The 12,062-nt window shown below is 50.5% G+C and carries 9 protein-coding genes; 4 read left to right on the top strand and 5 right to left on the bottom strand.

From position 1 onward, the window contains the following. Positions 1 to 16 precede the first annotated feature (16 nt). Together MKO97_RS08850 and MKO97_RS08845 are read left to right on the top strand one after the other, a co-directional pair. On the top strand, positions 17 to 1,198 hold the full coding sequence (locus tag MKO97_RS08850) for an acetyl-CoA C-acyltransferase (protein WP_241102855.1): 1,182 nt from the start codon (positions 17 to 19) through the stop codon (positions 1,196 to 1,198). A gap of 154 nt (positions 1,199 to 1,352) precedes the next feature. Then, positions 1,353 to 3,155: an acyl-CoA dehydrogenase family protein gene (locus MKO97_RS08845; protein ID WP_241102854.1), complete on the top strand. Its 1,803-nt coding sequence runs from the start codon at positions 1,353 to 1,355 to the stop codon at positions 3,153 to 3,155. A gap of 47 nt (positions 3,156 to 3,202) precedes the next feature. Here the strand turns inward: MKO97_RS08845 and MKO97_RS08840 are convergent, their stop codons facing one another. After that, positions 3,203 to 3,637 carry an META domain-containing protein gene (locus MKO97_RS08840; RefSeq protein WP_241102853.1) on the bottom strand — a complete coding sequence of 145 codons (435 nt, stop codon included), beginning with the start codon at positions 3,635 to 3,637 and terminating at the stop codon, positions 3,203 to 3,205. 319 nt (positions 3,638 to 3,956) lie between these two features. Here MKO97_RS08840 and MKO97_RS08835 point away from each other — a divergent pair, with 319 nt between their 5' ends. Then, positions 3,957 to 4,481, top strand: coding sequence for a hypothetical protein (locus tag MKO97_RS08835; RefSeq protein WP_241102852.1), 525 nt, complete (start codon positions 3,957 to 3,959; stop codon positions 4,479 to 4,481). Positions 4,482 to 4,579: 98 nt separating this feature from the next. Continuing rightward, positions 4,580 to 5,107: a superoxide dismutase family protein gene (locus MKO97_RS08830; protein WP_241102851.1), complete on the top strand. Its 528-nt coding sequence runs from the start codon at positions 4,580 to 4,582 to the stop codon at positions 5,105 to 5,107. Between the two features lie 11 nt (positions 5,108 to 5,118). Here MKO97_RS08830 and MKO97_RS08825 read toward each other — a convergent pair whose 3' ends face one another. The 4 genes from MKO97_RS08825 to MKO97_RS08810 form a co-directional block, all read right to left on the bottom strand. Further along, positions 5,119 to 7,302, bottom strand: a complete 2,184-nt coding sequence (locus tag MKO97_RS08825) for an ATP-binding protein (protein WP_241102850.1) — start codon at positions 7,300 to 7,302, stop codon at positions 5,119 to 5,121. A 12-nt stretch (positions 7,303 to 7,314) separates the two neighbouring features. Beyond that, positions 7,315 to 9,009 carry an energy-dependent translational throttle protein EttA gene (gene ettA / locus MKO97_RS08820; RefSeq protein WP_241102849.1) on the bottom strand — a complete coding sequence of 565 codons (1,695 nt, stop codon included), beginning with the start codon at positions 9,007 to 9,009 and terminating at the stop codon, positions 7,315 to 7,317. A 158-nt stretch (positions 9,010 to 9,167) separates the two neighbouring features. Continuing rightward, on the bottom strand, positions 9,168 to 11,273 hold the full coding sequence (locus MKO97_RS08815; protein WP_241102848.1) for a tetratricopeptide repeat protein: 2,106 nt from the start codon (positions 11,271 to 11,273) through the stop codon (positions 9,168 to 9,170). After that, on the bottom strand, positions 11,270 to 12,013 hold the full coding sequence (locus tag MKO97_RS08810; protein ID WP_241102847.1) for a LytTR family DNA-binding domain-containing protein: 744 nt from the start codon (positions 12,011 to 12,013) through the stop codon (positions 11,270 to 11,272). The genes MKO97_RS08815 and MKO97_RS08810 overlap by 4 nt, the downstream gene beginning before the upstream one ends. Positions 12,014 to 12,062: the final 49 nt, after the last annotated feature.

The raw sequence follows: 12,062 nt of genomic DNA, 5'->3' as shown, positions 1-12,062 counted from the left end.
CAACATCCAAAGTAGCATGAAAACAGCCTATATAGTAAAAGCCTACCGCACCGCCGTTGGAAAAGCGCCTCGCGGGCTCTTCCGTTTCAAGCGGCCCGATGAACTTGCGGCGGAAACCATACAGTACATGATGGAGACCGTGCCCCAGCTCGACAAAAGGCGTATCGACGACGTGATGGTCGGAAATGCGATGCCGGAAGCGGAGCAGGGACTGAACGTCGCCCGTTTGATTTCCCTGATGGGACTCAAGGTCGACGACGTACCGGGTGTGACGGTAAACCGCTATTGTGCCTCCGGACTTGAAACCATTGCCATGGCGACGGCGAAGATACAGTCGGGCATGGCAGAGTGTATTATTGCCGGTGGCGCGGAAAGTATGAGCTACATCCCGATGGGCGGCTACAAACCTACTCCGGATTACCAGGTGGCGAAAGACGGGCACGAAGACTACTACTGGGGTATGGGATTGACGGCGGAAGCTGTTGCCAAACAATACCAGGTGTCGCGTGACGACCAGGATGCCTTTGCCTTCCAATCGCACCAAAAAGCGTTGAAAGCGCAGGCAGAAGGCCGTTTCAATGCCCAGATCGTACCGATTACGGTGGAGGAAACCTATATAGACGAAAAAGGAAAGAAAGCCACCCGTTCGTATACCGTTGCGAAAGACGAAGGTCCGCGCGCCGATACGTCGCAGGAAGCACTCGCGCGATTGAAACCGGTGTTCGCCGCGGATGGCAGCGTTACCGCTGGAAACTCCTCGCAAATGAGCGACGGCGCTGCCTTTGTATTGGTGATGAGTGAAAACATGATGAAAGAACTCGGACTGGAGCCCATCGCCCGCTTGGTGAGCTATGCCGCGGCCGGTGTCGAGCCCCGTATCATGGGAATCGGCCCTGTGAAAGCGGTGCCAAAAGCCCTGGCGCAGGCCGGAATGGCCGTGAAGGACATCCAGCTTTTTGAATTGAACGAGGCGTTTGCTTCACAGTCGTTGGCCGTCGTGCGCGAGTTAGGCATTGACCCGTCTATCGTGAATGTCAACGGCGGTGCCATCGCAATGGGACACCCGCTGGGATGCACCGGGGCTAAGCTGTCGGTTCAACTTTTCGACGAAATGAAACGCCGCGGCGACAAATACGGCATCGTGACGATGTGCGTGGGCACCGGACAGGGTGCGGCGGGGGTGTATGAAGTTTTTTGAGTAGATAGAGGTTGTGAGTAAAGGGTTGTTGGTTGTTGGACATGGGCCGGGTAACGAACGGTATCTCCTCAACGTGAACAGTTAGGAACAACGGAAGAAATGCTTATCAAAACCCATCCCTTTTAATTTTAGTTAAATCAAAATATAACGATATATGGAATCCGTAGAAAAAGACGTAACAAGAGGAGGCCAATTTCTCGTAAAGGAGACACCCTGCGAGGCGGTATTCACACCTGAAGATTTCTCAGAAGAGCAAATCATGATGCGGGATTCTGTTCGGGAATTCTCGGACAAGGAACTTTGGGCGCAGAAAGACCGCTTCGAGAAAAAAGACTACGGCTACACCGAGGCGACCATGCGCAAAGCCGGCGAAATGGGCTTCCTGGGCGTGTCGGTGCCGGAAGCGTACGGTGGTCTTGGTATGGGCTTTGTCGATACGGTATTGGTATGCGACTACATCTCCGGATCGACCGGATCGTTTTCTACAGCATTTGGTGCCCATACCGGTATCGGTACGATGCCGATTCTGTTGTACGGAACCGAAGAACAGAAACAAAAATACATCCCGAAACTGGCATCCGGCGAATGGTTCGGTGCCTATTGCCTCACGGAACCGGGAGCCGGGTCGGATGCGAATTCGGGTAAAACCAAGGCGGTATTGTCGGCCGACGGTACGCACTACCTCATCACAGGCCAGAAGATGTGGATATCCAATGCCGGGTTCTGCAGCCTTTTCATTGTATTTGCACGCATTGGAGACGATAAGAACATCACTGGATTTATCGTAGAGAACGACCCTTCGAACGGCATCACCATGGGCGAGGAAGAACACAAACTGGGCATTCGGGCTTCTTCGACACGGCAGGTGTTTTTCAACGAAACAAAAGTGCCGGTTGAAAATATGCTGTCCGAGCGCGGAAACGGATTCAAAATCGCGATGAACGCCCTGAACGTGGGCCGTATCAAACTCGCGGCTGCCTGCCTTGATGCGCAGCGTCGCGTGACCACGGGTTCGGTGCAGTACGCCAACGAGCGCATCCAGTTCAATACACCTATTGCGCAATTTGGTGCGATTCGTTCGAAACTGGCGGAAATGGCCACGGCCTGCTATGCCGGCGAAAGTGCGGTGTATCGTGCCTCGAAAGACATTGAAAACCGGATACAGGCCCGTGAAGCAGCGGGTTCTTCGCATCAGGAAGCGGAACTGAAGGGTGTGGAGGAATACGCGATCGAGTGTTCCATCCTGAAGGTCGCAGTGTCGGAAGACATGCAGCATTGTGCCGATGAAGGTATCCAGATTTTCGGAGGGATGGGCTTTTCGGAAGACACGCCGATGGAAAGCGCCTGGCGTGATGCCCGTATCGCCCGTATTTACGAGGGAACGAATGAAATCAACCGGATGTTGTCGGTAGGCATGCTCATCAAGAAAGCCATGAAAGGGCACGTTGACCTGCTCAACCCGGCGATGAAAGTCGCGGAGGAATTGATGGGTATCCCGGACTTCAACATCCCGGATTATACCGAATTATTCGCGGAAGAGAAGGAAATGCTGGTGAAACTGAAAAAAGCCTTCCTGATGGTAGCAGGTTCAGCGGTGCAGAAATTTGGCCCCGACCTCGACTCACACCAGGAGCTTCTCATGGCGGCCGCGGATATGCTGATTGAGATCTATATGGCTGAATCGACACTATTGCGGACGGAAAAACTGGCCAAAAAGAACGGCGCCGAGAATGTGAAAGAGCAAATCGCGATGGCACAACTTTATCTGTACCAGGCAGTCGATACGATTTCTGCCAAAGGAAAAGAAGGCATTGTGTCGTTTGCAGAAGGAGACGAACAGCGCATGATGCTAATGGGACTGCGTCGTTTTACCAAATATACTAATATGCCGAATGTAGGTGCCTTGCGCGAAACAATCGCTTCGAAGGTCATTGCGGCAAATTCGTATTGCTTTTAATAGATAGTTATTTTGAAAGGGGAAGCCGCGATTCTGTCGCGGCTTTTCTATTTTCGGTGAAAACGAAGGACGACTTCTGCACCGGCTTTCAACTCCAACTTACCGTCGGTCACCACATACGAATCCACGCGTCCCAGGGATCCCGTGAAGGCTTGTCCCCCACCTCCTTCGCAGAACATCTTCGTGCTTATCATCGACCAAGTGTCTACCTGAAACTGATTCCCCTCAGACTGGAACGTTCCGGAATACCGGTTGCAGCCATCCTGTCCGGAGATGGTGTTCTTCCCTACTTCTATTCGCATTTCCGGTACTTGTTTGGAATACAACGCCTCCAACGACGAGGCTGACGCGATATATTCGAGTTCCCAATTGCCCTCAAGTAGCGATACGCCATGCGCCGTGTTCTGGGCGCTGCCTCCTTTGACACCTTTACACGAGGTCATCAGCGACACCAGAAAAAAAAGACCTATGAGCTGTTTCATGGTGGTTTGCTTTGCTTTAACTATTATCTACACGCAAGAAGGAGCCGGGTACAAAATATGCGGTTTTTCCGTAATGCCATGTCGCGGCGATTTTGTACGGGATGCATCCGCCCCTTCCCTGAAGGTAAAATACAAATTTCCGGCGACACCGTTTTACGGGAAAACCTCCTTAATTGTTAAATCTGACGCTCGTCCGTTCGGCAGAAAAAAACCGCTCAACTATAGATTTCCGCCGTGGACGCAACACTACACAATCCAACATTTATTTGTGATTTCCTGATGCGTTTTCTACTTTCGTGTCGCCTAACAAAAAAGAAGCATGAAGTTACTAGGAATCGGCTCCCGCATTCAACACCCTGAGTATGGTAAAGGGGTGATCACCAATGTCTCCACAAAAGAATATTGGGTTACTTTCATCGAGAACGGTCTTGAAACGATCCCGCTCGATGACGAATTCGAAACCATTGAAGCGGCCGAAAACGAAGTCGACACCATCAGCCTCTACGACGTCGAGCGAACCCTGAAAGACGTATTACGGCGTTGGTCGGGCGTTACGGAACTCGTCCCGATGGACGACAAATGGAAAGGTGGCATGATGACACTCAAACCGGGGCGCGCCGGACTCACCTCTAAAGACGTTCCTATCGACACGTTTTTCCATAAAATCGTGATGACCCGTGATCGCCTGCGTGTAATGGAACAGAAAATAAATGCAAGCAATCTCGACGCACAGGACAAAGTAGAATTGCAGCAATATATCACCAAAATCTACGGTACGCTCACCACCTTCAACGTGCTGTTCAAATCGCAAAACGACTATTTCGTAGGTGAAAAAACCAAATAAGAAGAGCCTCTTGACGGGGGCTTTTTCATTTCCTGATTTAACGAAAAATTGTACCTCTGCCGGGGCCGTCTTTTGTAAATTTGATAAAAACAAACACCATGAAGAAAGTACTTTTCATAACGGTTGTTGCCATCGCCATCATCGTGGCATGTAAATCGACCACTTCCTCCACCCCTTCTAACTCCGTCACTATTAAGCTTGAGCCCAAAAGCGGAAGTAACACAACTGGTACGGCTACTTTTACCGAAAAAGGAGGCAAAGTGACGATGGAGGCGAAACTGTCAGGATTGAAACCAGGTGTCCACGCCATACATATCCATGAGAAAGCGGATTGTTCGGCTGCTGATGGCAGTTCGGCCGGCGGACACTGGAACCCGACGTTCAAAAAACACGGGAAATGGGGTGATGCCGAGTATCACCGTGGCGATATCGGAAACTTCACCGCGGATGTCGACGGAAACGCCACCGTGATCTTCACGACTGATGAGTGGTGCATCGACTGCGCCGACAAAACAAAAGATATCCTGGGTAAGGGATTGATCGTACACGCCAATCCGGATGATTACACCTCACAACCGGCGGGCAACGCGGGGGCAAGGGTGGCCTGCTCCGGAATCATCAAATAAAGAAGAACCTGTCAGTTGACAGGTTTTTTTGTGGCCATGGCTGCGATCTGTGTGAGGAAATCGGACGGCTCGAAAGGTTTCACGATTACGGCATCGATTCCGGCAGCTTGTGCTTTATCCGTTACTTCATTGCGGTCAAAGGCAGTCAGTGCCAGGATTGGTGTCTGAATGCCTTTAGCGCGTATCGCCATCGCGGTTTCGTACCCGTCAAGATCGGGCATATTGATATCCATTAAAATCACATCATATTTGGCCTCTCCGACTTTCTCAATGGCTTCACGTCCGTTGTCGATCAACTCGCATTGATGTCCGTTTCGTTGCAGGATGTTCTGCGTCACGATTTGATTGATCTTATTGTCTTCCACTACCAACACCCGGAGTGAGCCTACATCAGCCCTCAGGCCGTCTGGCGTTTGCGTCTCGTTAGTTGCGGCAACCTTGAACGTGATGTCGAAACGAATCGTAGTGCCTATTCCTTCCTCGCTGTGAAGGTCAATATCGCTGCCAAATAGTTCCAGGAGCCGTTTGACGATGGCCAAACCGAGTCCGGTGCCTTGATAATCACTTCCTTTTCGGTCGACCTGCACAAATCGTTCAAAGATCCGATATTGGTCTTTTTCGGCGATGCCTACCCCGTTATCGGATACGGTAAACCGAACGGTGCAGGTGCTGTCGTCCCCCTGCAAACGGTCTGCTGCCACCTTTACGTTACCATTGGTGGTAAACTTAAGGGCGTTCGATATCAAATTGATGAGTATCTGCGATAAACGCAATTCATCCCCTATCAACAGGGGAGGAATGGAAGGATCAATCACACTCTCCAACCGGTTACCGTTTCGATCGGCGATGAACTGCAAAGAATTGGTGATGGTTTCCATCTGTCGACGAACCGAAAACGGCGCATCGGCGAGCGCGATCCGGCGGTCTTCCATCTTGTTCAATTGCAGGACGTCGTTTACCAAAGCCAGTAAGTAACGGGCGGAGAATTTGAGGGAATTGACCTCTTCGTCGTCGAGCAATTCTTTGTGCTTCTCGAGGAACATGTCGGTCAGGCCAATAACGCCGTAAAGTGGCGTCCGCAATTCATGGCTGATGTTCGACACGAACTGTGTTTTGAGTTGGGATACTTCCTCTGCGGCTTCTTTGGCTTTTCGCAATTTCTGGTTGGCCGCGGTGAGTTCGGCATTGAGTCGGGTTCGGTTCTTGTTGTTTTTGTATAGCGTGAAGGTGTAGACGATGACAAAAAGCAGTACCACACCAAACAACAACGTCAGGAGCCGCGTCTCACGTATCTTTCGATGTTGCAGGTCATTGTCGGCTTCTATTTTGGCTAATTGGATACGGTAGGCGTCCAACTCAATCTCACGCGCCGTTTCGTCAAGGTTGGCGCGCTCGTCTTCCGGATACAGGGCCTTTTTGAGGGAATCGAGTTTCGATTGGTAGAGATTGGCTTTCGCCACTTGCCCCAGTTTTTGGTGATGGTTTACCAGGTTCTCGTAAATATTGGCCTCAAAAGCCGACATTTTCTCGCGTTTGGCAATAACCAACGCTTTGGCAAACTGGTGCTCTGCCTCGGTACTGTGGCCGACGTGGCTGTTGTACATCGCGTCGAGCATTGACAAGGTCATCCTGGCCTCCTGCTCGCCTTTCTGTTGAACGTAGGAACGCGCCTGCTCTAAAAAACGTCGTCCCGACTCATACTCTTCAATTGAAAAGTAGGCGCTCGCAATGTTCATCTGGGTGTAGGATATCTGCGAACTGTCGTTAATTTTCCTTGCGAATACTAACGATTTTTTGTAGTACTCGATACCTTTCCGCACATCTTTATGGCTAAAATAGTAGACACTGCCGAGATTACTGTAGAGCCAGTCTTTCAGCGAATCGTTTTCGATCTTATTCGCGTGCTGTAGGGCTTTGTTGTAGAACTCGATGGCATAGTCCGACTCCGAAAACTCATCGTAAACGACGCCGATTGCGTTATAGGAATGTGCAATCAGGTAGTCGTCGTCGAGTTTGAAAGACCGTACCAGCGCCTGTTTGGAGGCATCCAGCGCTTTATCGTACTGTGCCTCACGAAAATAGGTCCCGCTTTTATTAATGAGCCGTTCAATATCAGCCCGTTCCTTCCTGTCCGTATCCTGAGCGGGAACGGAAAGACTCAGAAGCAACAGCAATACGAGACAGCACTTTCTCAACGGCGCGATTGGTTAGTTGCGAACGAGTTTTCGGTATTTGATTCGTTTCGGTGTAAGGTCGGCGCCCAAACGCTTCCTCTTGTTCTCTTCATAATCTGAGAAGCTGCCTTCGAAGAAGTAGACGTTCGAGTCGCCTTCGAATGCGAGGATATGGGTACAGATACGATCGAGGAACCAACGGTCGTGGGAGATGATCACAGCGCATCCGGCGAAATTCTCAAGACCTTCTTCCAATGCCCTCAGTGTATTGATATCCAGGTCGTTGGTGGGTTCGTCCAAAAGCAATACGTTACCTTCTTCCTTCAGGGTCATGGCCAAATGCAGGCGGTTGCGTTCCCCACCGGAAAGCGTTGCCACTTTCTTATTCTGGTCGCTGCCACTGAAATTGAAACGACTCAGGTAGGCACGTGAGTTGACCTGGCGTCCGCCCATCATAATAAGTTCCTGTCCGTCGCTGAAATTTTCCCAAATGGTTTTCTCCAGATCGATATTGGAATGCGACTGGTCGACATACGCGATCTTGACGGTATCACCGATGGTGAACGTTCCGGCATCCGGTTGCTCTTCCCCCATGATCATGCGGAAGATGGTGGTTTTACCGGCGCCGTTCGGACCGATGATTCCCACGATACCCGCTTGTGGCAGGGTGAAGTTCAGGTTGTCATACAGCAACTTGTCGCCAAATCCCTTGGCAACGCCCTGTGCTTCGATGACATTGGTTCCGAGACGGGGTCCGTTCGGGATATAGATTTCGAGTTTTTCTTCTAGTTCTTTCTGGTCTTCGTTCAACAGGCGATCGTAGTTCTGGAGACGCGCCTTTTGCTTGGTTTGGCGTCCCTTGGCACCCTGACGTACCCATTCCAGCTCGCGTTCGAGGGTCTTGCGGCGTTTGGAGGCGACTTTCTCTTCCTGTTCGAGTCGTTTTGCTTTCTGGTCGAGCCAGGATGAGTAATTCCCTTTCCACGGAATGCCTTCGCCGCGGTCAAGTTCGAGTATCCAACCGGCCACATTGTCAAGGAAATACCGGTCGTGGGTAACGGCGATGACGGTTCCGGCGTATTGGGCAAGGTGTTGTTCGAGCCACAGGACGCTTTCCGCATCGAGGTGGTTGGTGGGCTCGTCAAGCAATAACACATCCGGTTGTTGCAAGAGCAGTCGGCATAAGGCTACGCGGCGCTTCTCTCCTCCCGATAATACCTTGATGGGCATATCGGCATCCGGTGTGCGAAGCGCGTCCATAGCGATTTCCAGCTTATTGTCGAGGTCCCAGGCACCAGCCGCGTCGATCTTGTCCTGCAACTCCGCCTGACGGTCCATGAGCTTCTGCATTTTCTCTTCGTTCTCATACACCTCCGGCAACATGAACTGGTCGTTGAGTGCGTTGAATTCTTCGAGCAGCGCCACCGATTCGGCCGCCCCTTCGCGCACGATCTCAATGACGGTCTTGTTTTCGTCGAGTAGCGGCTCCTGTTCGAGGTAACCTACGGTATAGCCCGGCGCGAACACCACATCGCCCTGGTAATTCTTATCTACGCCGGCAATGATCTTCAGCAGTGTCGATTTACCCGATCCGTTCAAACCGAGGATACCGATCTTGGCGCCGTAAAAGAAACTTAGGTAAATATCTTTGAGAACCGGTTTATTGGCGCCCTGGTAGGTCTTGCCTACCCGCGCCATCGAGAAAATGACTTTCTTATCGTCTGACATAGTATTTATTGTATTTTTTGTAAGCGTAAATTGTGGGTGCAGCGCGTCAGAACCGACGAACGGCACGGTTCGCAAATATAAACTTAATTAAAAAATGTAAGCGGTCGTTTACATATTAATGAAATAATGAAGACCGGTGTTCGGGGCAGGTTACACTTTTAATCTGACGAAGGTTCCAAATGAATCCTGACTGTTACCCGCGTCCCGGCCGCCGCGCCTTCGTCGTCAACCAAATCTTCGTACCACAAAAGTGGCTGTCCCGGATCGCCTTCCATCAGTTTCAGACGCTCCTCGATTGACGCGGTAGAGAATGAATTGTGTTTGTTTCGCATCTTAATCTGTTCGGATTTCTCCCGCCCGATTCCGTTGTCTTCAACCGTACAAACCAAGTAACGCCTGTCGTCTGAAAACGCGAATCTTACCAACACACTTTTGTTGCCTTGCTTGTGAAGCAAACCGTGTTTGATACTGTTCTCCACAAACGGTTGCACCAACATTGGCGGTAAATCGACGAAATCCGGATCGAGGCCGTCGTCCACTGAAATCGTATACTCGAAATCGTCGTCAAACCGCATCTTTTCAAGTTCCAGGTATTTGGTGAGGATATCGATCTCGGTACCAAGCGAAATCTTTCGTTTGCCGGAAACATTCAGGATCATGCGCGTGAGGTCTGTGAAGTTCCCCATTTGTTCGTTGGCGATGCGTTTATCACCATACATGAATTGCTCTTGAATTGAGTTCAGGGCATTGAAGATAAAGTGTGGGTTCATCTGGCTTTTGAGCGCTTTGAGTTCGCTTTCAGATGCTTTTTTCTCCGCGCGAAGCGTCTTTGCCGTTTCTTCCAGTGAAATCTTGAGAAGCCGGTTTTCGTTATTTGCCCGATAGCGTTTGAACAGTAATATGCCGATGATCAGGGCGGCAGACAATAGGATTACGATGAAAAGCGCGACGACTTTCTGCCTTTGGAGTTCAAGTTCCGATATCTTCTTCTGCTGTGACAACAACGCGATGCGCGCTTCCTTTTTTTCCGCTTCCAGCCTGAATTCCGATTTCAGGGCGATATTTTTGCTTTCGTCGTAAAAAATGCTGTCGGCGAGTTTCTTCGCTAACGTCTGAAACTGAAAGGCAGTTTTGTAATCGCCTCTCCTACTGTGTAGTTCGGTCAACAACTCTGCCGCTGCTTTTCTCTCTGTCGGGTAATTCGACGTTTGCGCAATCCGGAAAGCGGATTCAGCCTGATACAAAGCCTTTCGGTTGTCATTACGCGCGAGATACACCTGTCCGATGCCGATTTTGACACTCGCCAGGACGTTGTCGACATGCAATTCCTCAAACAACCCCGCGGCGTTCGTGAAATAGGCTTCCGCTTCCCTGAATTGTTTTCGAGACAAAGCGATCTCGCCCAGGTGTTTCAGCGATACCGCCCTGGCTGTACCAAATCCGCTTCGGGTAGAAATGGCCATGCTTTCCTTGGCAAAACGTTCTGCCTGCTCGTATTGACCCAGCCGGAAATAAGAGTTGGCGAGACTGTTAAGGAGGATCGCCTGCCGGTTGCCGAACTTGTTCTGTGTGGCGATCGCGAGTCCTTTTCGATAATACCCAATCGCTTTCCGGTACTCTTTCTGCCCGTCGAAAATGCGACCCAGCGCGGTGTAGGTACGTTCGATTCCTTCGGCATCACCGATCTCTTCAAAGATTTTCAGCGCTTCGATGTTTCGCCCGATGGCCATCGTGGTGTTGCCCTTAAGGTTGTACACGTGACCCAAATCGGTGAGCACGTAGGCTATGTTGGATTTATCGCGGGATTTCCGGGCATACACCAACGCCTTTTCGAAATACACCAAACTGCTGTCCACCTTTCCCAGGTAGTCGAAAGCGGTACCAATGTTTTGAAGGCAGGATGCACAGTGTCCAAGGAAATTGCTCTTTCGTGCGATCCGGAACGATTGCCGGTATCGGTCGATCGCGAGTTCATAACGATCGGTATAGTTGTAATAAGCCCCTTCGTTGAGTAAGGCGATGGCATAATAGCGGCGAAAGGTATTTTGATACAGAGGCTGCTCCCGCTTCATGTAGCCCGCCGCTATTTTTTTCAGGTCATTGTTGTCGCCTATCCAAACCCGATGGTCATTCTCTTCCTCGATCTTCCGATTGAGCTGGAAACACCGCATCGTGTCGGTTTTGGCCTTTTCCTGCTCAAGACCTTGCGCCCCACCGAACTGGGCAACGAAGAACAGTACGAAAAATAAAAAGCGTCCCCTCATACACTGATCGTGGCGATAAGGTCGTCAAAATCGTTTTTCTTTTCCCGTGAGACCGGAATGAGCTGTTGATTCTCCATTACCAAAGTGGCCCCGTCTTTCTTACTATACTTCGATATTTTCTGGATATTGACAAGGAACGAACGGTGCACCCTGTAGAAACGATTGTCGTCCTCCAACAATTCCTCAAACTCCTTGATCTTCTTGCACACCAGGTAATTCCCTCCTTGCGTGACGACCTTCGTATAGGAACCGTCGGCCTCGAAATACAAAAGATCGTCGATTCTGAGGAAACGCAAACCGTCGGAAAGCGGGAGGGCAATTTTCTGGATTTCCTTTACCGACAGATTCTCCTTTAAAACGGCAACCTGTTCCATTTGACGTACTTGTTCCGCTGCTGCCGATTTGGCGATGGCGGCCTGCACCTTGCTCACACTCACCGGTTTCAACAGGTAATCGGTGGCCGATACTTCGAAGGCTTTCAGCGCGTATTCCGAATAGGCGGTGCAGAAGATGGTTGAGAAGGAAGGCGACGGAAAATACTCGAACAACGCAAAACCGTTTTCATCGGGCATTTCGATGTCGAGAAATACCACATCCGGTGTTTGTCTGGTTAGGTATTTTACGGCTTCACGAACGCTGGCGGCTTCGTCAACGGTTTCGACTTCCGCACAATATTCCATAATGATATTGCGAAGCATCGACCGCGCTTTCGGTTCGTCGTCTACAATCAGCACTTTCATGATGCGGCTTAGAGTGTCCTAAAGTAGTATTTATTTTAATAAAAACCTG

Origin of the sequence: Flavobacterium sp. HJ-32-4 (assembly GCF_022532105.1) — a bacterium.
Lineage (GTDB): Bacteria > Bacteroidota > Bacteroidia > Flavobacteriales > Flavobacteriaceae > Flavobacterium.
This window is presented reverse-complemented; position numbering and strand designations above follow the sequence as displayed.

Excerpts from the sequence above, each read along its gene's own strand:
- MKO97_RS08835 (WP_241102852.1), top strand. The coding sequence starts at position 3,957 with ATGAAGTTACTAGGAATCGGCTCCCGCATTCAACACCCTGAGTATGGT.
- MKO97_RS08850 (WP_241102855.1), top strand. The coding sequence starts at position 17 with ATGAAAACAGCCTATATAGTAAAAGCCTACCGCACCGCCGTTGGAAAA.
- MKO97_RS08830 (WP_241102851.1), top strand. The coding sequence starts at position 4,580 with ATGAAGAAAGTACTTTTCATAACGGTTGTTGCCATCGCCATCATCGTG.
- MKO97_RS08840 (WP_241102853.1), bottom strand. The coding sequence starts at position 3,637 with ATGAAACAGCTCATAGGTCTTTTTTTTCTGGTGTCGCTGATGACCTCG.
- MKO97_RS08810 (WP_241102847.1), bottom strand. The coding sequence starts at position 12,013 with ATGAAAGTGCTGATTGTAGACGACGAACCGAAAGCGCGGTCGATGCTT.
- MKO97_RS08815 (WP_241102848.1), bottom strand. The coding sequence starts at position 11,273 with ATGAGGGGACGCTTTTTATTTTTCGTACTGTTCTTCGTTGCCCAGTTC.
- MKO97_RS08845 (WP_241102854.1), top strand. The coding sequence starts at position 1,353 with ATGGAATCCGTAGAAAAAGACGTAACAAGAGGAGGCCAATTTCTCGTA.
- ettA (WP_241102849.1), bottom strand. The coding sequence starts at position 9,009 with ATGTCAGACGATAAGAAAGTCATTTTCTCGATGGCGCGGGTAGGCAAG.